This window comes from Streptomyces naganishii JCM 4654, assembly GCF_014650575.1.
Lineage (GTDB): Bacteria > Actinomycetota > Actinomycetes > Streptomycetales > Streptomycetaceae > Streptomyces > Streptomyces naganishii.
The window spans coordinates 100,739-124,458 of the sequence record NZ_BMVF01000013.1; the positions used below are offsets into that span (position 1 = coordinate 100,739).

A 23,720-nucleotide genomic window follows, 5' to 3' on the forward strand; every position below is an offset into this window, starting at 1 on the left:
ACAACATGGAACGAGAACTGGCCCGGATCCTCGCCGAGTTGGAAGAGTTCGGCGAGGCGAACGACCGCGCCGCCGCCGACCGCGGTCACAAGATGCTGAACATCACGCACGACACCGGCGTCCTGCTGACCCTCCTCCTGCGCAACGGCCGCTGCCGGGAGGTCCTCGAAGTCGGCACCTCCAACGGCTACTCGACCCTGTGGCTCGCCCACGCCGTCGGCCCCGGCGGCCGCGTCACCACCGTGGAACACTCCCCGCACAAGCGGGAGATGGCCGCGGAGAACTTCCGGCGCGCCGGACTCGCCCCCCGTATCCGGCAGGTGGCCGGCGAGGCCGGGGAGTTCCTGGCCTCCTGCGGCGCCGGCGCGTTCGACTTCGTCTTCCTGGACAGCGACCGCGGACAGTACGCCGACTGGTGGCCCGCCCTCCAGCGGATCCTCGCACCCGGCTGCCTACTCGTCGTCGACAACGCCGTCTCGCACGCGCACGAGCTGAAGGACTTCGTCCAGCGGGTGGAGGCCTCCGAGGGGTACCTCAGCTCGCTCCTGCCCGTCGGCAAGGGCGAGTTCGTCGTCCTGAAGGCGACCTGACCGCCCCGGCCCGCACGGCCGGGCAGGCACCCCCGCGCGTGGGGCCCGCGACCGGTCCCCTGTTCCGGTCGCGGGCCCCGCGCGGGGTGCCCATGCCGGTCATGAGCCGCAGCAGCCGCCCGCCGGGGCCTGCTCGGCAGGCGCCGCGACCACCGCGGGGGTGCCGAGCCGGACGAGTTGCGGCGCGGGCGCGCAGCCGCCGCCGTCAGCCCGTGCAGCGTCGGGGGCGTCGAAGAGGCCGGCGCCGCCGCAGACTCCGGTCTCGGGCAGAGTGAGTTCCACACGGTCGGCCGCATCCAGGTCGCCGGCGATCGCCGCGGCGACGGAACGGACCTGCTCGTAGCCGGTCATCGCCAGGAACGTCGGGGCGCGGCCGTAGGACTTCATGCCGACCAGGTAGACGCCCTGTTCGGGGTGGGAGAGCTCGCGGTGGCCGTGCGGGTAGACGGTGCCGCAGGAGTGCTGGTTGGGGTCGATCAGCGGTGCCAGGGCCACGGGCGCCTGGAGGCGCTCGTCGAGACCGAGGCGCAGCTCGCCCAGGAAGGACAGGTCGGGGCGGAAGCCGGTCAGCACGATGACCTCGTCGACCGGATCCAGACGGCGGCCGTCCTCGCCGACCACGATCAGGCGGCCGTCGGGGTCGCGCTCGATCGCCTCGGTGCGGAAACCGGTGACCGCGTCGGCGTGGCCGTCCTCGACAGCGGCCTTCGCCGCCAGGCCCAGGGCGCCGCGGGCCGGGAGCTGGTCGGCCTCGCCGCCGCCGAAGGTGGAGCCCGACATGCCCCGGCGCAGGATCCACACGCCCTTGGTCCCCGCGCCGTCGTCGGACTTCGCGAGGTCGGCGAGGTAAGCGAGTGCGGTGAACGCGGAGGCGCCGGAGCCGATCACTGCGGTGCGCCTGCCCGCGTACCGGGCCCGTGCCGTGGGGTCCTCGAGGTCCGGGACTCGGTAGGTGATCCGGTCCACCGCTCCCTTCTCGCCGAGCGCGGGCAGTCCGCTGCCGCCGGCCGGGGACGGCGTGGCCCAGGTACCGGAGGCGTCGATGACGGCGCGGGCGAGGACGCGCTCCTCGCGGCCGCCGGCGTGGGCGACGTGCACGACGAACGGCTGCTGCTCGCGGTCGGCATCCACGATCCGGTCCCGGCCGGTGCGGGAGACGCCGGTGACGGTGGCGCCGGTGCGGACGCGGTCGCCGAGGACGTCGGCGAGCGGCTGCAGGTAGAAGTCGGCCCAGTCGCCGCCGGAGGGGTAGGTGGCCGGGTCGGGGCGGGTCCAGCCGGTGGGGGCCAGCAGCTTCTCGGCGGCGGGGTCGACGACCTCGCCCCAGGTGGAGAACAGGCGCACGTGCGACCACTCGCGCACCGCGGCGCCGGCGGTGGGCCCGGCTTCGAGGACCAGGGGCTCGATGCCGCGGTCGAGCAGGTGGGCGGCGGCGGCCAGACCGGCGGGGCCGGCCCCGATCACGACGACGGGCAGCTCGGTGGTGGCGGGCGCGTTCACGGCGACTCCTTGCGTGTTTCGACATCTGTCGATGGCTTGCGCGGGCCAGCATGGCATCTGTATCGATGGGCGTCAACATAGACATTCGTCGAATCCAGGCCGATGCGGTGCGCCTGCGCGCTGCGGGCGGCCGCCGCCCGTACTGGAGGCGTCCGACCGCGGAGCCACACTGGTTCGACGTGTGTCAACATAGACGTATGTCGAACGCAAAGGTGCTGCCGCTGCTCGAACCCGACGGCCAGGGCATCGTGCCGTGCTGCCCGCCGCTGACCGAGCGCCCGATGACCGCCAACGAGGCCGAGACCGCCGCGCGGATGTTCAAGGCCCTCGGCGACCCGGTGCGCCTTCGGCTGTTCTCCGCGGTGGCCTCACACGAGGGCGGCGAGGCGTGCGTGTGCGACATCTCCGACGTCGGCGTCTCCCAGCCCACCGTCTCCCACCACCTGAAGAAGCTCAAGGAGGCCGGACTGCTCACCTCCGAGCGGCGCGGCACCTGGGTCTACTACCGCGTCGAGCCGTCCGTGCTCGCCGCCATGGGCCGGCTGCTCACAGGCCCCGCGGCCGCGGCGTGACCCGTACCGGCGCCCGCCGGCGAGGCGTCCGCTCAGGTGCCTACGTGAGCAGGCCGGCGACCTCGCGGACGGCGTCGCGGGCCGTGCGGCCGACGCCTGTGAGGGTGGCCGAGGCCGGGCCGGTCCAGTCGCCGTAGCCGAGCAGGTGCAGCCGCGGTTCGCCGAGGGCACGTGTGCCGTCGGTGGGGATGTGTCCGCGCGGGCCGCGCAGGTTCAGCGGAGCGAGGTGGGCCAGTGCCGGGCGGAAGCCGGTGCACCAGATGATCGCGTTCGCGTCACTCCGGCTGCCGTCGGCCCACCGGGCGCCGGTGGTGGTGAGCTGGGCGAACATCGGCTTGCTGGTCAGGAGCCCGGCGTCGCGGGCGGCGCGGACGGACGGCACGGCCACGATGTCGCCGAGCGAGGCCACCCCGCCGGTGTCGCCCTGGCCGGCGTCGAGGGCGCGGCGACGGGCGGTGGCGACATCGAACAGGGCCCGGCCGTCGATGTCGTCCGGCAGGAACCGCGGGGGACGCCGGGTCACCCACGTCACCTCGACCCGTCCGTCCAAGGTCAGGTCGGCGGCGATCTGGGCGCCGGAGTTTCCACCCCCGACCACGATGACCCGCTGCCCGGCGAAGTCGGCCGGACGGCGGTAGTTCACCGTGTGCAGCTGCCGGCCGGTGAAGACGGATCGGCCGGGCACGGCGGGAAGGAAGGGCCGCGACCAGGTGCCGGTGGCGCTGATGACCGCACAAGCCCGCCAGGTGCCGGAGTCCGCCTCGACCAGGAGCCGGTCCCCGTCACGGCGTACGCCCTCCACGCGGATGCCGTGCTGGACGGGCAGGTCGTAGCGCTTCTCGTAGTCGGCGAGGTACTCCACCACGTGCCCGGCGCCCGGGTAGGCCTCGCCCGCCTGGGCGGGCATGAGGCGGCCGGGCAGCGAGGAGTGCCCGGCCGGGGAGAACAGGCGCAGGGAGTCCCACATGTGCTGCCAGGACCCGCCCGGCGCCGCATCGGCGTCCAGGATCACGGAGTCCAGGCCGTGCCGGCGCAGGTGGTAGCCGGCGGCGAGTCCTGCCTGGCCGCCGCCGACCACCACCACATCCGTGTGCTGCGTCACCCGGCGCTCGTCACCGCGTCGGCGGCGAACTTCCGTCGCCAGGCGAGCGCGACGTGGACCAGGCCGATCAGGGCCGGCACTTCGATGAGCGGGCCGACGACGCCGGACAGGGCCTGGCCGGAGGTGACGCCGAAGGTGGCGATGGCGACCGCGATGGCCAGCTCGAAGTTGTTGCCCGCAGCGGTGAAGGCGAGGGTCGCGGTGCGGTCGTAGGCCAGGCCCAGACCCTTGCCGAGGAGGAAGGTGCCGAAGAACATGAGCGCGAAGTAGACCAGCAGCGGCAGCGCGATCCGGGCGACATCCAGCGGCTGCGAGGTGATGGTCCTCCCTTGCAGGGCGAAGAGGATGACGATCGTGAACAGCAGCCCGTACAGCGCCCACGGCCCGATCCTCGGCAGGAACCTCGCCTCGTAGTCGGCGCGGCCGAGCCTCTTCTCCCCCAGGCGGCGAGTGAGGAAGCCGGCCAGCAGCGGGACGCCCAGGAAGATCACCACGTTCAGCGCGATCTTCCCCATGGAGATGTCGAGCTGCTCGCCGTCGCCGAAGCCGAGCCAGCCGGGCAGCAGGTCGAGGTAGAACCAGCCCAGCAGCCCGAACGCGAGCACCTGGAAGAGTGAGTTCAGGGCGACGAGGACGGCGGCGGCCTCGCGGTCGCCGCAGGCGAGATCGTTCCAGATGATCACCATGGCGATGCAGCGCGCCAGGCCCACGATGATCAGCCCGGTGCGGTACTCGGGCAGGTCCGGCAGGAAGACCCAGGCGAGCGCGAACATGACCGCCGGGCCGGCGATCCAGTTGACGACCAGCGAGGACACCATCAGCTTCCGGTCGCCGGTGACGGCGTCCAGCCGGTCGTAGCGGACCTTCGCCAGCACCGGGTACATCATGATCAGCAGGCCGAGCGCGATCGGCAGGGAGACCCCGCCGATCTCCACCCTCGTCAGGGCGTCGTCCAGGCCGGGGACGAGCCGGCCGAGCCCGAGGCCGACGGCCATGGCGAGCAGGATCCACACCGCGAGGTAGCGGTCGAGGGTGGAGAGCTTCTTGACGATCGAGTCGTCCCCGGCCGCGTCAGCGCTCTGAGCGCGGGCCGTGGTGGGCTCGGCGGAGGTCACGGGCAGGCCCTCTTGTTCTCGGCGGCGGTGCGGGCGGAGGCGGCCAGTTCGGCGAACCGGTCCGAGAGGCCGGCCAGGACCTCGGGCTTGAGCTTGTAGTAGGTGAAGCGGCCGCACGGCTCGGTCTCCACCAGCCCGGCCTCGCGCAGCACCTTCATGTGGTTGGACAGGTTCGTCTGCCTGGCCCCGGTCTCCTCCACCAGGTGCGTGGTGCACAGCGTCTCGCGCGCCAGCAGGGCCACGATCCGCAGCCGGAGCGGATCGCCCAGCGCCCGGATCACATCAGGATCGACTGAAGTCAGCATGCGCTGATATTCTCACATCACCGATCGCCGATACGAGCGGATGCCGATGCCATGGGTGGCGTCCGGCCGCCGCGAGACGAGAGAGCCCCTCATGCCCGAGCGCCACGGCAAGAAGCCGTCCGTCCTGTTCGTCTGCGTCCACAACGCGGGCCGCTCCCAGATGGCCGCCGCCTGGCTGACCCACCTGGCCGGGGACCGCGTCGATGTCCGCTCCGCCGGCTCCGACCCGGGCGAGCGGGTCAACCCGGCGGCCGTCGCCGCGATGGCCGAGGTCGGCGTCGACATCTCCGCCGAGGTTCCGAAGATCCTCACCGTGGACGCGGTGAAGGAGTCGGACGTGTGCATCACCATGGGCTGCGGTGACGCCTGCCCCGTCTTCCCGGGCAAGCGCTACCTGGACTGGAAGCTGGACGACCCGGCCGGCCAGGGCGTCGAGGCCGTCCGCCCGATCCGCGACGAGATCAAGACCCTGGTGGAGGGACTGATCGCCGAGATCGCCCCGGCCACACCGTAGGCGACGGCGTAAGCCGGAGACGCGACGACGTCCGCCGACGGGTCACGCATCAACCACGGCGGAAGGTGTCGCTTTCCAGCATGGCCGCCGTCGGCGCACCGCGCCTCACCGGCCGCCCTGCACCACACCCCTGGTCAGCGAGGTCACAGGGGCGCCCGAGATGGAGTCCCCCGGCGGGATGCCCGGGTGGTGACTGTCGCGCGATGACGGATCTCCGGATCGGGGACCGAGCGTCAGCCGCGAAACGATGCGGTAGCGATCACCTCGGTAGACGGAATGCACATACTCCACCGGGCGGTCATGCGCGTCCGAGGTGAGGCGCTCGAAGAGCAGGGCCGGAGAGAGTTCCGGGACACCGAGAAGCTCCCCCTCGCTCCTGGTCACGACCGTGGGCTCGATCGACTGTTGCGCCTCGCTGACCTGAACTCCGTGACGTTCCCTGAGGTGTTCGTACAGGTCGCCCCTCTCCAGTTCGTCCTCCGTGAGGTCCGGCACCAGATCCACGGGGACGTGCAGGTACTCGATGGCGATGGGAGAACCGTCGACCAGGCGGACGCGTGCGACGTACCGGATCTCGGCAGCCGGCGAGATCCGCAGCCTGCGGCCCACCCGGGCTCCGGCCTGTACGGTTCTGAACGCCAGGAGCCTGCTGGTCCAGGCACCTGCCGCCTGCGGCAGGGCGAAGGCATCCCGGCTCGCGCTCAGCTCCTGCGTGATCTTCTCGCCCGCGACGAACATGCCGCGGCCATGCTCGCGCACCAGCAGTCCGGCGACGACGAGCTGGTCCACGGCCGCGCGCAAGGTGGGCCGGGAGACACCGAGTCGGGCACACAGGGTGCGCTCGGAGGGAATGGCGTCACCCGGGCGCCGGTCCTCGATCAGCTCGAGGATGGCACCGCGGACCTTCTCGCGCTTGAGCAACGAGCGTGAGGCGGAAGAGCCGATCTCCATGCAGAGCTCTCGATCGTCGTCGGGGCACCGTACTCGGGTGGACCATAACTGGTCCGGTGGTAAGGCGTCTTCGGCCTCGCTCAATGTGACGTTCCCTCAACTCGCTTGCGCCTCACGGCCAGAGCAGTTACGGCGGGAAGGGTTGACGAGGACATTGGTCTATGCCACGTTCGTGCGGCACCAACTGGTAAGCCACTGGGGTCAACTGGTCAAGTCCGCAGGAATCAGAAGTCCTTCTGAGAGGAACCCCCCATGAAGAGGAGATCCACCCGGCGCCGCGTCGCCCTGGCGCTCGCCGCCCTGCTGGGCAGCACCGTCTTAGCAGGAGTTCAGGTGAACTCCGCCGCGGCGGCGGGCAGCACCGTCGCCGTCCAGTACCGCACCAGCGCGAGCGGTTCCACCGCCGATCAGAGCGAGCCCTGGCTGAAGGTGCGCAACACCGGCTCGTCGGCCATCCAGTTGAGCCAGGTCAAGGTCCGCTACTACTTCAAGGCCGACTCGGCGAGCGCCACGTACAAGTTCGCCTGTTCCTGGGCGGTCAGAGGCTGTGCCGGGATCACCGGCACCTTCGGCACTCTGAGCCACCCGACCGCCGACGCGGACCGGTACCTGGAGATCGGCTTCACGTCCGGCGCCGGATCACTCGAGCCGGGGACCGACACCGGGGACATGCAGTTGCGCTTCTACCAGTCGAACTGGCAGATCCTGAACCAGGCGGACGACTACTCCTTCAACGCCTCCCAGACCTCGTACGCGGACTGGGCCAAAGTGACCGCGCAGCTTTCGGGAAATACCGTGTGGGGAACAGCCCCGGAAGGCAACGACCCGGGCGATCCGACCGGCCCCACCGACCCACCCGGCGGTGGGCAGACCCTGTTCGACGACTTCGACTACACGTCCTCCAGCGATCCGTCACTGTCCGCCCACGGCTGGAACGTCCGCTCCAACTCGGGCGGTCCGGGTGTCCCCGGCGCGACGTGGGACCCGTCCGAGGTGACCTTCGCCGGCACCTCGGGCAACTCGGTGATGAACCTCCGGTCCTCCACCGCGGGGACCGCTCAGACCACCAGGCAGACCGAGGTCCTGACGAAGGCGATGAAGTTCAAGAGCGGCACCTACGCGGCCCGCGTGAAGTTCTCGGACGCGCCGGAGTCGGGGCCTGACGGCGACCACCTGGTGCAGACGTTCTTCACCATCAACGACCTCAAGGCGCCGATGGCGGACGACTACTCGGAGTACGACTTCGAGTACCTGCCCAACGGCGGCTGGGGCGAGTCCGGCAGCATCCTCTACACGACGTCCTGGGAGACGTACAACCCCGACCCCTGGAACGCCGTCAACCAGCACACCGAGGCGCGCCAGAGCTACGCGGGCTGGCACGACCTGGTCTTCACGATCGACGACAGCAACATCAAGTACTACATCGACGGCCGGCTGTTCGGCACGCACGACGCCCAGTACCTGCCGGAGCGCCCCATGTCGATCAACTTCAACCAGTGGCTGATCGACCTGGCAGGACAGAGCTCGGCCACCCCGCGGTCCTACGACGAGCAGATCGACTATGTCCTGCACGTCAAGGACCAGGTCCTGACGCCCGCCCAGGTGGCGGCGAAGGTGTCCGCGTACCGCGCCGCCGGCACCACGTTCGTGGACGACGTCCCGGCTCAGTAGGGCCTGCACGGCCGGCCGCTTCGGTGGGCGCCTGGCGGCCGGCCGGCGAGGCCGTTACTTGATGCCGGTGGTGGCGATGCCCTGGACCATCTGGCGCTGGAAGAGCAGGAAGACCGCGATGAGCGGGATGAAGCCGAGGACCGAGGAGGCCATGATCTCGGCGTACTGGGGGCTGGTGGGGTCCACCAGTGAGGCCAGGCCCACCGGGATGGTCTGGGACTTGGTCTGGCTGAGCGCCAGCAGCGGCCACAGGAACGAGTTCCAGGAGCTGATGAAGGTGAGGATCGCGACCGTGGAGACGGCCGGCCGGCAGATCGGCATGCACACGGTGGCGTACACCCGCCACCAGCTCGCGCCGTCGATGCGGGCCGCCTCGATCAGCGCCGTGGGGATGCCGCGGAAGAAGGAGTGGAAGACGAACACCGAGATCGGTGCGGCGACCGACGGCAGGATGAGTGCCCAGAACGTGCCGAGCAGGTGGAAGGAGCGGTACTCGATGAACTGGGGCAGTACCAGCGCCTCGGTCGGCAGCATCAGGCCGGCCGTGACGACGGCCATGACCAGGGCGCGGCCGCGGAAGCGCAGGAACGCCAGCGCGAACCCGGCCATCGAGCAGAAGGCCACCGTGAAGATCACGGCGAGTACCGAGATCACCAGGCTGTTGAGGTACCAGGTGCCGATCGGGTGGTTGTCCCAGGCGGTCGAGTAGGCGTGCAGCGACCAGCCGCCGGCGAAGATCGACGTGGGGCTCTGGGTGATGGCCGCGTCGTCGCGCAGCGATGTGATCAGCGCCCAGACGAAAGGCACCAGCCAGATCAGGGCGAACAGGGTGAGACACACCGCGCAGAGCCGGTCGAAGAGTCTGGCGCCGTCGACCGCGCCCTTCGGCTCGGCGAGTCGCGGCTGGGTGATGGTGGTCATGGGTCCTCCGCTCAGGCCGCGCTGCCGGCCGCGCGCCTGCGCCGCAGCCCGTACCAGGCCGCCGAGATCGCGACAATGATGACGAAATACACCATGGTGGCGGCAGCGCCGTAGCCACCCCGGTAGGCGGTGAAGCCGGTGTCGTAGATGTACTCGATGACCGGTCGGGTGGACTGGTCGGGTCCGCCGCCGAGCAGCTGGTAGATCTGGTCGAACACCTTCAGCGAGGCCAGGATCTGGAGGATCAGCACCAGGCTGGTGGTCCGGCCGAGCAGCGGCACCGTGATGTGGCGGATCTGCTGCCAGGGGCCGGCCCCGTCGATCGCCGCCGCCTCGTAGACGTCGGCGGGGACCTCCTGGATGGCCGCGGTGTAGAGGACGAAGTTGAAGCCGAACGTCCACCAGACGGTCATGAGCACGACGGCGGTCCAGCCGCCGGAGGTGCTGCCGATGAAGTCGGGCACCGGCAGTCCGACGGCGTCGAACACCTTCGGTATGAGGCCGATCTGCGGGGTGTACATCCACAGGAAGACCAGGGTGACCACGGAGGACGGGACGACGTAGGGCACGAAGAAGGCAAGGCGGTGGAAGAGCCGGCCGCGGCGGATGCGCGAGGCAAGGATGGCGACGCCCAGCGCGAGGATCACCAGCGGGGGCGTGGTCAGCAGGGTGAAGAGCACCGAGTGCCACATGCTCTGCCAGAAGAGGGAGTCGGTGAGCACCTCCCGGTAGTTCGACAGGCCGACGAAGTCCCCGAGGCCGCTCTTGACGGTGGTGGTGTTGAAGAAGCTCAGCACGATGCCGACGAGCAGCGGTCCGACCAGGAACAGCAGGTAGATCACGAGGAAGGGGGCGGTGAGCAGTCTGCCCGCCCGGCGTTCGGAAGGGGTGGGCCGGTCGGCCGTGCGGGCCGTGGGGGATGCGACGGGTGCCGGTCGCGTCGAGACGACGGTCGTCATGGTGACTGCCTCCTACTTCATCGTGACCGGCGGTCGGGACGTGGTGTACCTCTTCAGGGCGGAACGCATCGCGCCCGCCATGCCCTTGGGCGTGATCCGTCCGGCGAGAGCTTCGATGACCGTGCCGCCGATCACGCCCTGGAAGTCCGAGCCGGCGCCGGTGTACCAGGCCACCGGGTCGTAGTGGGCGTCGAAGGCGGCCTGGACGTAGTTGCGTTGCGGCGACAGGTCGAGGAACGCCTTGCTCCGCTGCGTCGGCAGCCAGGCCGGGATGTGGCCGCCCTCGGCCCACACCGCGCTGCTGTCGAGGAGGCTCTTGACGAACTTCGAGGCGTTGCGCGTACGGGTCCCGTCTCCGCGCTGGTTGCGCGGCAGGATCAGCGCGTGGGAGTCGGCGTACGCGACGGGCTTCGGGCCGAGCAGGGCCGGGAACGGCACCACGTCGAACTTCAGGTTCTTCACCCCCCGGTACGAGGGAATCTGCCACTCGCCGTCGAAGAGAAAGCCGGCCTTGCCGGTGCTGAAGAGGGCGTTGGCGCCGGCGCCGGTGAGGCTCTTGGGCATCAGGTTCGGACCGGTGAGGCTCTGCATGAAGGCGACCGTCTCCCGCATCGCCTCGTCGTCGACGGCGGCCTTCGTCCCGGAGTCGGTGACGATCGGTCCCGCGAGGCCGGAGTAGACCATGCTGAAGAAGCGCCAGGCGGTGGACGGGTCGGCGGTGATCGACATGACCGCGCCGTACTGGGCGCCGCCCGCCTCCTTCATCGCCTTCACCGCGCCGACGAAGTCCTCCTTGCCCTTGAGGGGCACGAGTCCGTCCCCGGCCGGGTTCAGCAGGCCCGCCTTGCGGGCGATGTCCACGTTGTAGTACAGAACGAAGGGGTGTGTGTCCAGCGGGACCGCGTACACCGTGCCGTCCACGGTGGCCTTCTTCCAGGCCGCCGGGGTGAACTTGTCCTCGGTGACGCCCAGTTCCTCAAGGGGGGTGTCCTTCACCGGCTGCAGCAGGCCGGAGGCGGCCAGCAGCGGAAGCCGGGAGAGGTGGGTGATGCCGACGTCCGGCGGTGTGCCGCTCGCGGTGGCCAGTGCCAGCTTCGTGTAGTACGGATTGCCCCAGCCGAGGACGGTCGCCTCGACCGTCGTTCCCGGGTTGTCCTTCTGGAACGCCTTCTCCATCAGCACCATGTTGGCGCCGTCACCGCCGGTGAAGAGGTTCCAGAAGATGACGTCCGCCGTGTCCGGCTGTGAGCCCGTCAGACCGGTCGCGAGCGGGGAGGAGCACGCCGCGAGCCCTCCGGTCAGGGCAAGGCCACCGCTGAGGGCGAGGAACCGCCGGCGCGCCAACGCTCCGCTCATGGGGTTGCACCTCGTCAGTTCGATGTGGATGCGATGGCGCAGACCTTGGCACACGTTTTGCAACGATGCAATAGACCGTTCCGAAGAAGTTCGCGGGCCGCTGCCGCACCCCGTGTCACGTCGCGCGCGCCGGGCTCCTTCTCACTCGTGCACGGGCCCGCGGCGCGAGGACTCCCGGACGATCAGCCGGTACGGCGTGGCCTCCTGGGGCGCGGCCGCGACCGCTCCCGCCTGCACGTCCTCGCCCGGCGCGGCCCTGCCGGACTCCCCCAGTGCCTGCATCTGCTCCTCCAGCAGGGCCAGCGCACGCTCGGCGATGGCGTCGAGATCGGGAGCGACCGAGGTGAGCGGCGGGTGGGTGTAGGCGGACTCCTGGATGGCGTCGATGCCGACGACGGCCACGTCCTCGGGCACCCGCACCCCCGAGGCGTCCAGGGCCCTGAGCGCGCCGACCGCGAGCGCGTCGTTGAAGGCGAAGACGGCGTCGGGCAGCGGACCGTCGCCGTCCAGGAGCTCCCGGACGGCCGCGTAACCCTGGTCCCTGGTCCAGTCCTCGACCGGTACGACCAGCCAGTTCACCCGGCGCACGCGCGCCGCCGACATGGCCTGCTCGTATCCCTCGGTGCGCTGGCGGCCGTTCTCGCTGCCGTTGCGGCCGAGCGCGACGATCCGGCGGCAGCCCTGCGCCAGCAGGTGCTCGACCGCGGTGCGGGCGGCCGCCACGTTGTCGATGCCGACCCGCGGGAACTGGTCGCCGACACTGTGCTCACCGAGCATGACCAGCGGAAAGTCCGGCTTCTTCGCGGCCATGTCGCTCGCCGGCAGAGTCAGGGCACTCAGCAGCACGCCGTCGGCGACGTTGGTCAGACCGCCGTCGACGATCCGCCGCTCCACCTCGCTGTCGCCCGCCGTCGACTCGACGAGCACCGTGATGCCGCGCCGGCCGGCGGCCCGGATCACGGCCTGGGCCAGCTCGGCGAAGTAGGGCTCGGCGACGAACGGCACCGCGAGGGCGATGAAGCCGGTGCGGCCCGAACGCAGGCCGCGGGCCAGATAGTCCATGCGGTAGCCCAGCTCGTCGAGCGAACGCTGCACCCTGGCGCGGGTGTCGGGGCTGACGTGCGGGTAGCCGCTGACCACGTTCGACACCGTCCGCACCGACACCCCGGCGTGCTCGGCCACGTCCCGCATCCGCACTCTGGCCACTGGGGGCCTCCTTCCCGTCCTGACGGCGCCCGGCGCCCGCCGGGTGACCTCGAGCGGGCACCCCGACGGACCTCAGAGTCTGCCGTACCGGTGAGCCGCGACTCACCTTCGCGCTCCACTTGAGTCTTGCATCGATGCAAAAGATCACTCATGATGACAGGACTTCATCGTGAACACGCCCATGCCGGTCATTCCGGAAAGGGCAGGAGGAGGATCCGTGACGGCGAGCGAGCAGGACGGGACGTACCCGAGGCCGATCCTGCGGCGGGAACGGTGGCACAGCCTCGACGGCGTCTGGGAGTTCGGGTACGACGACGCCCGCGTGGGCGAGCGCGACGCGCGGTTCTCCGAGGAGACCGAGGGCACGTTCGACCGGGAGATCACCGTGCCCTTCCCGCCCGAGTCCCCCGCCTCCGGCATCGGCGAGACCGCCGCGCACGCGGTGGTCTGGTACCGCCGCCGCATACCCCACGAGGTCCTCGCCGTCGCCGGCGGCGAGCGGGCGCTCGTGCACTTCGGAGCCGTCGACCATCGGGCCAAAGTCTGGCTGGACGGCCGGCTGGTCGCCGACCACGTGGGCGGCCAGAGCCCGTTCACCGCCGACGTGACCGACGCGCTGCGCCCCGGCGCCGGCGAGCACGTACTCGTCGTACGCGCCGAGGACGATCCGGCCGACCTGGCACAGCCGCGCGGCAAGCAGGACTGGCAGGACCGGCCGCACGCGGTCTGGTACGAGCGGACCACCGGCATCTGGCAGACCGTGTGGGCCGAGATCGTCACCGAACTGCACGTCACCGACCTGGCCTGGATCCCCGACCCGGCGCGCGGCGTCGCGGCCGAGATCACCCTGGCCTCGGCGCCGTCCGCCCCGGTGCGCGTGGAGATCGTGCTGAGCCACGACGGCGAGGTGCTCGCCGAGTCCGCCTCCACGGTGCGCACCCCGCGCAGCCGCGTCGACCTCGTCATCCCCGCCCTGCGCAACGGCATCGACCGCGAGGACCTGCTGTGGAGCCCCGAGCGGCCCACCCTCATCGACGCACGGGTGACCGTCCGCGACGCGGCCACCTCCGAGGTGCTCGACGCCGTCGCCAGCTACGTCGGTCTGCGCAGCGCCGGGGTGGGCCGCGGGGCCTTCCTCCTCAACGGCCGCCCCTACTACGTGCGTTCGGTGCTCAACCAGGGTTACCGTCCCGACACCCTGATCGCCAACTCCGGCACCGCCCAACTGCGCCGGGAGGTCGAGCTGATCAAGGCGATGGGCTTCAACGCGGTCCGTGTCCACCAGAAGGCCGAGGACCCCCGCTTCCTGTACTGGGCCGACCGGCTCGGCCTGCTGGTGTGGGGCGAGACCGGGGCCGCGTACGAGTACGGCACCGAGGCCGTGGAACTGCTCACCCGCGAATGGCTGGACCTGGTGCGGCGCGACCGCAGCCATCCCTCGGTCGTCACCTGGGTGCCGGTCAACGAGAGCTGGGGCTGCTCCGACATCGCGAACGACCCCGCGCAGCAGGCCTACACGGTCGCGCTCGCGAACCTCACCCGGGCCCTGGACCCGACCCGGCCGGTCATGTCCAACGAGGGCTGGGAGCACACCGACAGCGACATCATGGGTGTGCACGACTACTCGTCCGACCCCGAACTGCTCACCCGCCGCTACGGAGACGCCGGCGGTTTCGAGGCGCTGCTCGTCTCACCGGGCCCTGCCGGACGCGCGCTCTCCCTCACCGCACGGCAGACGGAGCGTTACCGCGCCGGTGAAGTCCCGCTCATGGTCACCGAGTTCGGAGGCCTGTCGCTGGGGGCGGAGGAGGACGAGTTCTCCTACACCCGCACCAGCTCCGACACCCAGTACGCCGCCCTGCTCGGCGACATCTTCCGGGTCCTGCACACGAGCCCGATCGTCGCGGGATTCTGCTACACACAGTTCATGGACACCGCGCAGGAGACCAACGGCCTCCTGCGCACGGACGGTTCGCCGAAGCTGCCGCTGGAAACGATCCGCCGCATCGTCACCGGCGCCGGGGCCGCCCCCGAGAAGAGGCGCGAACCCTCCCCCTCCCCGTCCCCGGCCGGCCTGCCGCACTGATCCACGGTCGCCGCCGGCACGGCCGGCGGCGACCTCGATCACCAGCCGGGGAGCAGCGGCGAAGACCGGGGCCCGCGGCCTCCCGCCGAGCGGGTGCTCATCGCGCCGCCCTCCGGTACCGCGTGAGGACGCCGGCGCCCATCCGCTCGACCGACAGGCACTCCAGGGGGGTGCACGGGCCGCCGTCGGGGAAGAGCCGCCGGCCGTTGCCGAGGATCGTGGGGATGGTCAGCAGCCGGTATTCGTCGACCAGGTCCTCGGCCATCAGCTGCTGCACGACGCTCAGGCCGGTGGCGATCACATCGCGCTCCTCGTGCTTGACGACGTCGGCGAGGCTGCCCTCGGCGACCCGCGAGTTCTCCCAGGCCGAGGCGTCGGTCAGCGTGCTGGAGACGACCAGCTTCGCCGCGGCGTTCATCCGCGCGGCGAACGGGTCGTCCCGCTCCGGCCAGATCCGCGAGAACAACTGCCAGGTCGTACGTCCCAGCAGCAGGACTCCGGTGTCGAGTGTGCTCCCCAGCCGGAACTTGTCCCCCGCACTCGTCTCGGGACCGTGCCGGAACGCCCAGCCGCCGAGTGGCGTTCCCCCGGAGCCGTCCGGGTCCGACACGATGCCGTCCAGGGTGATGAACTTGATGACGATCACGCTCATGGTGGGTGTCCCTTCGATCGATGCTCACCGGTACGTACCGGCGGCACCGGGCACACTCATCGCGCCTGACGGAACTCGTCGGAGGAAATCCGCTGCGGCAGGTCGAACGCCTCGAGCACGCGCGGATCGGCGAACACGACGTTGTGCGCGACCCGGCCGCCGGTGACCGTGAGGACCTGCAGTGTGTGCAGCCGGTGGCTGCCGCCGGGCTCCGGCGCGTAGGCGGCGAGCGCGGGCTGCCCGTTGGCGGTGAGGGACGTGACGGCCCAGCCCGGCCCGCGCAGCGTGAACACACGGTCCATGAAAAGACCGTAGTCGCGGCTGCCGCGGTACCACAGCGGCACCGGAGGCATCTCCAGGACCGCCTCGTCCGTGAGCAGCCGCACCAGCGCGGGGATGTCCGCCGCTTCGAATGCCCGCACGTAACTCTGGATCACCGCGCGTGTCCCGGGATCGTCCGGCTCCGCGACCTCCTCCGCGCCTCCCGCGTCCGCGACGGCGGCACGGGCCCGCTGCAGCGAGCTGTTGACGGCTGCGGCCGTGGTGCCCAGCTGCTCGGCGACCTCGGCGGCGGAGAACTGAAGCACCTCGCGCAGCACCAGTACGGCGCGCTGCCGGGGCGGCAGGAGCTGCATCGCCGCGATCAGCGCGAGCCGCATGTCGGTCCGGACCTCCGCGTCGAACCGCGCGTCGGGGAACGGTTGCAGCCAGGGGATGTCGGGCACCTCGGTGAGCGGCGCCCCGGGAGCCTCGCCGGGCGCGCCCAGCCCGGACGGCAACGGCCGCCTGGCCCGCCCTTCCAGCGCGGTCAGGCAGGCGTTGGTCGCGATCCGGTACAGCCACGTCCGCACGGACGCGCGCGTGGCGTCGTAGCGGTCGCGGGCCTTCCACGCGCGCAGCATGGTCTCCTGCACCAGGTCCTCGGCCTCGTGGAACGAGCCCAGCATCCGGTAGCAGTACGCCACCAGTTCACCCCTGTACGGCTCGAAGTCCACCGGCACATCATGGCGCATCCGGGCAGCCGGTGTTCCGGCGACGCCGAATCCGGCACGGCGCGCGTCCTGAACGGGGAGGCCCTCACCCGCCGGTGGCGCGCTGGTGGTCCTGCCGACGGGTGCGTTCGGCCCCGTCGGGCCACACCACGTCGACGGGGACGCCCGCCGCCCGGGCTTCGAGCACGGTGTCGGCGGTGCCGCCGCCGCGGCCGGTGGGCGGGGTGCCGTCCCAGACGGCGACGAGCCGGTCGGCACGTTCCACGAGGATGCTGTTCGCCGCCTCGTACGCCTGCCGGCCGGCGCTCTCGATGGGCAGGACGACGACGTCGTGGGCGGCCTCGACCAAGCGGTCGAAGACAGGTGCGTGGTCGGACCGCACCCGGGCGCGCCGGTAGTCCCGGGAGGGCACGACGACGGCCAGCCGGCCGCCGGCGGCGAGGACGGCCTCCGCGAAGAGGGAGTCGGCGCCCCTGGCGAGACAGGAGATCCCGACCAGTTCACCGTCGGCGGCGTAGCGCCGCAGCAGTTCGTCCAGGGCGGTGCGCACCAGGGCGGAGGTCTTCGCCGTCAGGTCGATGTGCCCGGTCACCGCGATGGTCGTCATGGGGCGTCCCTTTCAACGGCCGGCGGGCTCCTGGAGGGTGTAGCCGTGGCGGAGGATCACCTTCACCGACCCCATGGCGACCACCCGGTCCGCCTCCTGCTGCGCATGGGTGAGCGCGGAGTACGGGACCAGCAGGGGGTGCGTCCTGCGCCGCCGGCTCAGCCGGCGCCCGTACCGCCAGCCCTCGGACAGGCGCTGCCGGGCCCAGTTGTTGTGGGCCTCCTCGGCGAGGATCTCGATCAGGGCGTGCAGGCTGTCGGGGACCTTCACGTCCACGGTGCCGGGGGGTGGGGGCGTCCACGGCTGCCGCCCGTCGCGTCGCTTCATCCGTCTCTCCTGGGCGGACTGGGCCATGCCGACCGGATGGCTTCCAGGACCAGGGTGGCGGCCACGTCGGCTGCGTACTGCTTCCAGGCCTTCTCCTGCTCCGGCCGCGCCGAGTCGACGCGGATGCCGTCGGTGGCGGTGCCGGCCACCGCGCACGCCATGGAGAACGACACATGTGTCCGGCCGCCCCTGCGGGTCTGGGTGACGGCGCCCGCCGCGTCCCCACCCCCGAGTTCGACGGCGGCCAGCCCCGGCCAGGCGCCGATCACCGGCCGCAGGGCCGGGTCCCCGCTGCCGCCGACGGACGCGTCCCCGGAGGCGATCGGGCCGACCAGGACACGCGGTGTGGTGCCCCGGGGGCCTCCGGGCGGCCGCTCGTACACCTTCTCGGTCCAGTAGGCGTAATTGAGGCGCATGCTCTCACCGAGCGCGGCCACCCCTTCGTGTGCCAGGTGGCTGCGGTCGGGGCGGGGCAGGCAGCTCTGTTCCAGTTCGTCGTACGTATAGCCGTGCAGCCGGCTGGAGATCACCACGTCGCCGGGTACGAGGTCGGGGGCGACGGCGCAGCAGGCTCCGACGAAGACCACCGTCTCGGGCTGGTACTCCTCGATCGTGGCGGCGACGGCGTTGCCGATCCCGTCACGGCCGCCGCAGGGGTGGGCCACCACCACCTCGTAGGCGCTGCTCCGGCCCACGGCCGGGATGCTGGTGCGCAGCCATGCACAGCCGGTGCCGTGCAGTGCGGTCTCGGTGTGCGCTCCGGAGGCCTCCAGATGCCGGCGCAGCGCCTCGTGGGCCTCGGGCAGGAGCGTGACGAGCGCGATGTCGCACCGGCGCCCCGGGGCGGGCGCGGGGGCCGCGGCACCCCGCTGCCCGGCCGTGATGCCGCGGCCCTCCAGCCGGCGGCGCTCGACGAACTCGTTGTCGACGTCGCGGCTGATGACCGCCACCTGTTCGTCCTCCGGGAGGTGGCCGATGGCCCGGCCCTGGAAGCTGACCTGCCGTGCCGCTCCGGGGCCGAGGAAGTACGGCAGGATCACCAGCCGGCCGTCGGCGCGCAGGCGTTCGGCGATGTCGTACTCCTCCCGGCAGTACTCGCTCTCCCAGTAGTGCCGGCTGATGAGCGGCAGGAACACCCGGCATGCGGCCACGTTCGCGTACAACTGGCTGCGCCAGTCGGCACCGAGCTCGATGGTGTTGCGGCGCAGGTAATGGAAGTACGACAGGTTGTGCAGTTCGAGGCTGCGGCCCACGCGCTGGGCCAGCGCGTCGTCCCCGCGGGCGTTGCTGAGGAAGATGCTGCCCTCCGCCCGGCCGAGGCTGCGGAAGTATCCGACGCCCTCCTCGTAGGTCTCGAACTCCAGCCGTGGCTGGTAGAACCGGGCCACCATGTCCTGGACGCGGTCGGCGAGTTCCTCCGGGTGGCTCCAGCGCACCGTGATGCGGTCCGCCGGCTCGGCGGCCCGGAGGGCGGCTCCGCTCACCAGCTTCGACGGCTGGGGCACGTAGCGGCAGTCGGGTGGATCGTGGACGAGTTTGAGGGTCGGCCGGAAGCGGCCGCTCAGCTCGGGGAAGACCCAGGGCACCGCGTGGGGGGAGGCGACGTCGACGACCACGAAGTCGCACCCGTCGACGGCGAGCAGGAACTCGAAGAGATCCTCGAACTCGAGGCTGATCGTGCGGGGGCGGTATCCGACGTCCTCGACCGCCCGCCGGATGAGCGGCTCGGCGGCCCGGTACGCGGGGTCGTCGGGCAGGATCAGTCCGACCGTGCCGAGCAGTCCCCTGGCGGCGCCGCCGGCCGGGCCGCTCCTGCCGGCGAGGCGTGCGAGCGCGGGCTTCACCTCGTCCGCGTCCGGGAGCTGGCGGCGGTTGAACACGATGCGCTGCTCGTCGGCCGCCGGGAAGAACCCCGCCGACACACCCGTCTCCATGAACACGAGCCTGGGTTTCCTCGCCTGGAGCGCGAGGTCGTGCTCGTGCACCATGAACGGCGAGGCGCGGTACCGCCGTTCCTCGTGGCGATGAGTCACCACGCCCACGAAACAGGCGCTCTGATCCATCATCAGTTCGAGGTGCGTGGGTGAGAGAGGATTGGTCTTCGGGTCGACCGCGAAGGTGAAGCCCTCGTTCCAGAAGAGCTTCCAGAAGTGCTCGTTCAGCTCCCGGTCCTCTGCCCAGTAGCTGTGACTGAAATAGGCCGGTATCCGACTGACGCCTGCCATCACTTCTCCCCACCGTCGGCTCACCCATCCCCCCGCACGCCCCTAGGTACACCCCGAACTCCAGGAAATACGGCGAAAGCCATCGGAACCAGTCGAGACGCATGACAGTCAACTGCCTAGACTGGTGCATGACTTCGCCGCACTCCGCGCGTCCCCTCATAGCCGTCATCGGCAGCACCGACCCCGATCGCACCTTCACTCACCCTCTCAAGGCCACCGATCTCGCTCCCGAGGCCTGCCGGCAACTGGGCAGAGAACTCGCGCGGGCCGGCTGCGATCTGGCCGTCTTCTCCAGCAGCCCGGAGTACGTCGAGACCGATGTAGTGGCCGGGTACGCGGACGCCTGCACCGAGGCGGACCCCGGCCGGGTGGCGGCCTTCCCGCCGCGCCACAGCGACGTCGACTTCGGCCTGGCGCCGGACACCCACGCCAGCCTGGAGATCCTCCGCGACAGCAGCGGCGAGTGGGAGGTGGCCTTCTACCACACCCTGCTGAGCTGTGACGGCGTGCTGCTGATGGGAGGCGGCCAGTCCACCAGGGTGGCCGGGATCATCGCCCTGGCGCAGCGTCTGCCACTGGTGACGGTGGCCGCGTTCGGCGGCGGGGCCGGCCAGGTGTGGATCAACTTCGACAAGGTCCGCAACGACGCGGACGACTCCGACATCCGCCTGATGGGCGACAACTGGTCCTCGGCGTCCCCGTCCCGGCTGATCGCCTGTCTGCTCCGACAGCGGGAACGCAGGCTGCGTGCCCTCGCGGAGCGCGCGCGGGGCGAACGCACGGCGGTCCGGCGGTCGGCAAGGGGGCTCACGGTGGCGGCCGTGTGCATGCTGGTCTCTCTCGCGGCCCTGGTGACGGCCCGGCAGACGCAGCAGGCGGGTGCCCGGGATCTGCTGGTGCTGGTGGGCGCCCCGCTGGTGGCTTCGGCCGCGGGCGCGATCCTGCGCAACTCCTTCGAGAGCGATGTGCGCTGGGGACGCGCGGCGGTACGGGGGCTGGGTGCCGGGCTGGTCTGCGTCCTGCTCTACTTCGCTTCCCAGCTGCTGACCACTCCCACCCTCCTGGACCATCTGGACGTGCGCCGGCTGTTGTTCTTCACCATTCCGCTCGGCTTCACCGCGGGGTTCACCTTCGACCTCGTCTTCGAGCGGCTGCGCACCGGCGCGGCGGGCCCGCCGTCCGTTCCGCTGCCCGACCCGCTGGCGCCCGGCGCGTCCCGGCCCTCGGGCAATGACGGTCCGCACGCCTGAGCGGTACGGCCGTCGCGACCGCACCACCGCGCGGGCGTTGGCCGAGCCCACCCGGTGCACCGGAGTGCCGAGGACGACCTGGCCACCGCAGAACCGCCTCACCCGATGGGGCCGCCCCGCCGTCTTCCTCCCCTGCTCCCCCGGCCGCCGCCGGTACGACTCCGGAGCAGCACCCTCGGCGGCGGACAGGCGAACAGAAGAGACAGACGCCGGCACACCACACGCACGACGCGTGACGTGCCGTCACCGACACGTGGGGACGTTCAGCGTGGTTCAGCCGACACCGGTGACCTGAAGAGCGGTCGTCCAGTTGGTCCTGATGGCGTTGCGGGCCGACGCGAGGGTGATCGTCCCGTTGCAGACGGCGTTCTTCAGCTTGGTCTCGACACCGTCCTTGCTGTGAGCGGTCTGGCTGCCGGAGTACGGCTCCGGCCACAGGTTGGCCGGGTCCCGCGGGGCGCCGCCGAGTTCCAGCGGGACCAGGTGGTCCTCCTCGTAGCTGGTCATGCTGGTGTCCGCGTAACCGTAGTCGACTATCCCCTGCGCCTTCAGCTTGTTGGTGTACGTGGTGGACGGACGCACCGTCGCGGTCCAGCCGGACACGCATATCGTCGAGGCGATGGTGGACTGGGTGACGTCAGGGTTGTAGGAACCGGGCGTGCACGCGGAGTCGGGCAGCGGCAGGTAGGACTGCGAGCAGGTGGCCGCCGAAGCGGTGCCCGCGCCGGCCCCGACGACGAGACCGCCGGCAGCCAGCCCTAGAGCGGATCCAGCAGTGGCGAGACGCACGAGCATGCGCATGAGGACCTCCGGGGAGTGGGTCCCGGCGGACCGCCGGGAGCTATGTCCATGACAACGCTCGACCGAGCTACGCGAGTAGATGCCGAAAGTGAAATCCCTGTGGAGAAGCCGTAGCCGACGGCCCAAAGCATGGAAATCGGGACGAGGGAACGGGTGACCGCGGGCGCCCGTGAGCTGGGCGCTGACGGGATGGGAAGGCGCGGCGACGGGGCATAGGGAGAGAGCAGGTGTGCGGGACCGTGTTACGCGGAGTACCGGAGTGGCGGACGGGATGCCGTTCCGGCCAAGGAGGAGGCGAGGGCGTGGCGAAGGCCGAGAAGAGGGACGACGGCGCGACACGGGCGCCTGCCGCCCGGACGGGCGTCCTCGCGGAGGTGCTGGGCTACATCGGCGCGGCCGCCTACGCCGTCGACGAAGGAGGACGCATCCTCGCGGTGAACCGCAGCGCCGAACGCCTGCTGGGCCGGTCCGCCGCTGATCTGGTGGGCCAGGACGCCCACGATCTGCTGCACCGCTCGGCGCAGGGAGCGCCGCTGCCCCGGACGCAGTGCGACATGCGGCAGGCGTTCCACGCCGGGCGCCCGGCGCAGGGCTCGCAGGCCTACTTCCTGCGCGGGGACGGCACCCTGCTCGCCGTCTCCTGGCTGATCACTCCCCATGCCATCGGTGAGGCGGCAGGCACGCTGGTCCTGTTCCATATGGCCGAGCCAACCCCGTACTCCGACAGACCGGCGGAGCCCGTGGCGCCCGCCGGTTCGCTGACCGAACTCGAACGGCTGGCACTGCTGGCCGAAACGACCACGCGCCTGTCCTCCACGCTCGACGTGGACGAGGCGCTGCGCCGGCTGACAGCCCTGGTCGTGCCCCGCCTGGCGGACTGGGTCGTCATCGACCTGATCACCGAACGCGACGAGGTCTGGCGCACCGCCGTGGTCCACGCGGAGGGGGACGCGCTGGTGCACCGTGAGGATCTGCAGGGACCGATGCCCCCCGTGCCCGAAGCGTCCCAGATGCCGCTGTCCCGGGCGCTGCGCGGGGTCTCCTCGACCCTGGCCGGTCCCAGCACCTACCAGCGGCCACCGGATTCAGGGATCGCGGTGGAACAGCGCCGCCTGTTCGAGGCCACCGGCATCCACTCCGCGGTCATCGCACCCATCCGCAGCACCCGGGCCGTCCTGGGAGCGCTGACTCTCGGCCGCGCGGAGACACCCGCGGACTTCACCCCCGCCGACCTCCCGCTGCTGGAGGACATCGCCCGCCGGGCCGGGCTGGCCCTCGACAACGCCCGTCTCTACCAGCGTCAGCGCAAGGTCGCTGAGACCATGCAGAACCACCTGCTGCCCCAGATGCCGGTCGTGCCGGGCCTGGAGATGACCGTGCGCTATCTGGCGGCGCCCGACGCCTCGCAGGTGGGCGGGGACTGGTACGACGCCTTCACCCTGCCCGACGGCACCACGGCCCTGGCCGTCGGAGACGTGGTCGGCCACGACCTGGAGGCGGCCGCCGGGATGGCGCAGCTGCGCAACATGCTGCGGGCCTACGCCTGGTCCCAGCAGGATCCCCCCAGCCGGATCGTCACCCGGCTCGACGAGGCGATCATGCCCATCACCGACGTCACCATGGCCACGCTGATCTTCGCCCGCCTGTCCGGCACGGACGACGGCCGGTGGGAGCTGCACTGGACGAACGCGGGGCACCTTCCGCCCCTGCTCATCACCCGGGACGGTCTGGCCCACTTCCTGACCGACGGCCACGGCATCCTTCTGGGCACCGGCGCGCACCTGCCGCGACCCGACGCCACGACCGTGCTGCCGCCCGGTTCGACGCTGCTGTTCTACACCGACGGCCTCGTCGAGGCCCCCGGCCGCACCCTCGACGAGGGCCTGAACCGGCTCCGTCAGCACGCCGCCGCGCTCGCCCACCGGTCCCTGGGCTCGTTCCTGGACGAGTTGCTGCACCGTGTCGAGCCGCCCGGCCACGACGACGTCGCCCTTCTCGCGCTGCGCACCCCCCGGTGA

At 71.1% G+C, this 23,720-nt stretch carries 22 protein-coding genes; 7 read left to right on the plus strand and 15 right to left on the minus strand.

Annotation, left to right across the window (positions count from 1 at the left end; translation table 11 throughout):
* Positions 1-5: 5 nt before the first annotated feature.
* On the plus strand, positions 6-590 hold the full coding sequence (locus IE217_RS23295; RefSeq protein ID WP_190179861.1) for an O-methyltransferase: 585 nt from the start codon (positions 6-8) through the stop codon (positions 588-590).
* A 99-nt stretch (positions 591-689) separates the two neighbouring features.
* Here IE217_RS23295 and IE217_RS23300 read toward each other — a convergent pair whose 3' ends face one another.
* Positions 690-2,090 (minus strand): NAD(P)-binding domain-containing protein, encoded by a 1,401-nt coding sequence (locus IE217_RS23300; protein WP_190179862.1) that lies wholly within the window; start codon positions 2,088-2,090, stop codon positions 690-692.
* 197 nt (positions 2,091-2,287) lie between these two features.
* Here IE217_RS23300 and IE217_RS23305 point away from each other — a divergent pair, with 197 nt between their 5' ends.
* On the plus strand, positions 2,288-2,662 hold the full coding sequence (locus IE217_RS23305) for an ArsR/SmtB family transcription factor (RefSeq protein ID WP_190179863.1): 375 nt from the start codon (positions 2,288-2,290) through the stop codon (positions 2,660-2,662).
* Positions 2,663-2,702: 40 nt separating this feature from the next.
* Here the strand turns inward: IE217_RS23305 and IE217_RS23310 are convergent, their stop codons facing one another.
* The 3 genes from IE217_RS23310 to IE217_RS23320 are packed head-to-tail and all read right to left on the minus strand — an operon-like array spanning position 2,703 to position 5,184.
* Positions 2,703-3,764 carry an ArsO family NAD(P)H-dependent flavin-containing monooxygenase gene (locus IE217_RS23310; protein WP_190179864.1) on the minus strand — a complete coding sequence of 354 codons (1,062 nt, stop codon included), beginning with the start codon at positions 3,762-3,764 and terminating at the stop codon, positions 2,703-2,705.
* Positions 3,761-4,879 (minus strand): ACR3 family arsenite efflux transporter, encoded by a 1,119-nt coding sequence (arsB, locus tag IE217_RS23315; protein ID WP_190179865.1) that lies wholly within the window; start codon positions 4,877-4,879, stop codon positions 3,761-3,763. Before arsB ends, IE217_RS23310 begins: the two co-directional genes overlap by 4 nt.
* Positions 4,876-5,184 (minus strand): ArsR/SmtB family transcription factor, encoded by a 309-nt coding sequence (locus IE217_RS23320; RefSeq protein WP_190179866.1) that lies wholly within the window; start codon positions 5,182-5,184, stop codon positions 4,876-4,878. The genes arsB and IE217_RS23320 overlap by 4 nt, the downstream gene beginning before the upstream one ends.
* A gap of 91 nt (positions 5,185-5,275) precedes the next feature.
* Here IE217_RS23320 and IE217_RS23325 point away from each other — a divergent pair, with 91 nt between their 5' ends.
* Positions 5,276-5,698: an arsenate reductase ArsC gene (locus IE217_RS23325; RefSeq protein WP_190179867.1), complete on the plus strand. Its 423-nt coding sequence runs from the start codon at positions 5,276-5,278 to the stop codon at positions 5,696-5,698.
* Between the two features lie 105 nt (positions 5,699-5,803).
* Here IE217_RS23325 and IE217_RS23330 read toward each other — a convergent pair whose 3' ends face one another.
* The gene (locus IE217_RS23330; protein ID WP_190179960.1) at positions 5,804-6,649 is read right to left on the minus strand and encodes a GntR family transcriptional regulator; all 846 of its coding nucleotides are present in this window, start codon (positions 6,647-6,649) and stop codon (positions 5,804-5,806) included.
* A gap of 252 nt (positions 6,650-6,901) precedes the next feature.
* Between IE217_RS23330 and IE217_RS23335 the strand changes: the two genes are divergently transcribed.
* Positions 6,902-8,320 (plus strand): cellulose binding domain-containing protein, encoded by a 1,419-nt coding sequence (locus tag IE217_RS23335; RefSeq protein ID WP_190179868.1) that lies wholly within the window; start codon positions 6,902-6,904, stop codon positions 8,318-8,320.
* 54 nt (positions 8,321-8,374) lie between these two features.
* Here IE217_RS23335 and IE217_RS23340 read toward each other — a convergent pair whose 3' ends face one another.
* The 4 genes from IE217_RS23340 to IE217_RS23355 form a co-directional block, all read right to left on the minus strand.
* Entirely contained in the window at positions 8,375-9,241 is an 867-nt protein-coding gene (locus IE217_RS23340; protein WP_190179869.1) for a carbohydrate ABC transporter permease, read from the minus strand.
* A gap of 11 nt (positions 9,242-9,252) precedes the next feature.
* Positions 9,253-10,200, minus strand: coding sequence for a carbohydrate ABC transporter permease (locus tag IE217_RS23345; protein ID WP_190179870.1), 948 nt, complete (start codon positions 10,198-10,200; stop codon positions 9,253-9,255).
* Between the two features lie 12 nt (positions 10,201-10,212).
* A complete protein-coding gene (locus IE217_RS23350) occupies positions 10,213-11,556 on the minus strand; it encodes an extracellular solute-binding protein (protein ID WP_229865534.1) in 1,344 nt (447 codons plus the stop codon).
* Between the two features lie 141 nt (positions 11,557-11,697).
* A complete protein-coding gene (locus IE217_RS23355; protein ID WP_190179962.1) occupies positions 11,698-12,747 on the minus strand; it encodes a LacI family DNA-binding transcriptional regulator in 1,050 nt (349 codons plus the stop codon).
* A gap of 232 nt (positions 12,748-12,979) precedes the next feature.
* On the opposite strand from IE217_RS23355, the gene IE217_RS23360 reads away from it, so the two are divergent.
* Complete coding sequence (locus tag IE217_RS23360) at positions 12,980-14,848, plus strand: glycoside hydrolase family 2 protein (protein ID WP_190179871.1); 1,869 nt, start codon at positions 12,980-12,982, stop codon at positions 14,846-14,848.
* 97 nt (positions 14,849-14,945) lie between these two features.
* Here IE217_RS23360 and IE217_RS23365 read toward each other — a convergent pair whose 3' ends face one another.
* The 5 genes from IE217_RS23365 to IE217_RS23385 all read right to left on the minus strand — a co-directional run bounded on the left by IE217_RS23365 (position 14,946) and on the right by IE217_RS23385 (position 19,651).
* Positions 14,946-15,500 carry a dihydrofolate reductase family protein gene (locus tag IE217_RS23365; protein ID WP_190179872.1) on the minus strand — a complete coding sequence of 185 codons (555 nt, stop codon included), beginning with the start codon at positions 15,498-15,500 and terminating at the stop codon, positions 14,946-14,948.
* A gap of 56 nt (positions 15,501-15,556) precedes the next feature.
* Positions 15,557-16,513 carry a sigma-70 family RNA polymerase sigma factor gene (locus IE217_RS23370; RefSeq protein WP_190179873.1) on the minus strand — a complete coding sequence of 319 codons (957 nt, stop codon included), beginning with the start codon at positions 16,511-16,513 and terminating at the stop codon, positions 15,557-15,559.
* Between the two features lie 64 nt (positions 16,514-16,577).
* A complete protein-coding gene (locus IE217_RS23375) occupies positions 16,578-17,099 on the minus strand; it encodes a hypothetical protein (protein ID WP_190179874.1) in 522 nt (173 codons plus the stop codon).
* A 12-nt stretch (positions 17,100-17,111) separates the two neighbouring features.
* Entirely contained in the window at positions 17,112-17,426 is a 315-nt protein-coding gene (locus IE217_RS23380; RefSeq protein WP_190179875.1) for a RyR domain-containing protein, read from the minus strand.
* On the minus strand, positions 17,423-19,651 hold the full coding sequence (locus IE217_RS23385) for a TIR domain-containing protein (RefSeq protein WP_190179876.1): 2,229 nt from the start codon (positions 19,649-19,651) through the stop codon (positions 17,423-17,425). Before IE217_RS23385 ends, IE217_RS23380 begins: the two co-directional genes overlap by 4 nt.
* A 128-nt stretch (positions 19,652-19,779) precedes the next feature.
* Between IE217_RS23385 and IE217_RS23390 the strand changes: the two genes are divergently transcribed.
* The gene (locus tag IE217_RS23390; protein ID WP_190179877.1) at positions 19,780-20,901 is read left to right on the plus strand and encodes a hypothetical protein; all 1,122 of its coding nucleotides are present in this window, start codon (positions 19,780-19,782) and stop codon (positions 20,899-20,901) included.
* Between the two features lie 273 nt (positions 20,902-21,174).
* Here the strand turns inward: IE217_RS23390 and IE217_RS23395 are convergent, their stop codons facing one another.
* Complete coding sequence (locus tag IE217_RS23395) at positions 21,175-21,702, minus strand: hypothetical protein (protein WP_190179878.1); 528 nt, start codon at positions 21,700-21,702, stop codon at positions 21,175-21,177.
* Between the two features lie 377 nt (positions 21,703-22,079).
* On the opposite strand from IE217_RS23395, the gene IE217_RS23400 reads away from it, so the two are divergent.
* Entirely contained in the window at positions 22,080-23,720 is a 1,641-nt protein-coding gene (locus tag IE217_RS23400; protein ID WP_190179963.1) for a SpoIIE family protein phosphatase, read from the plus strand.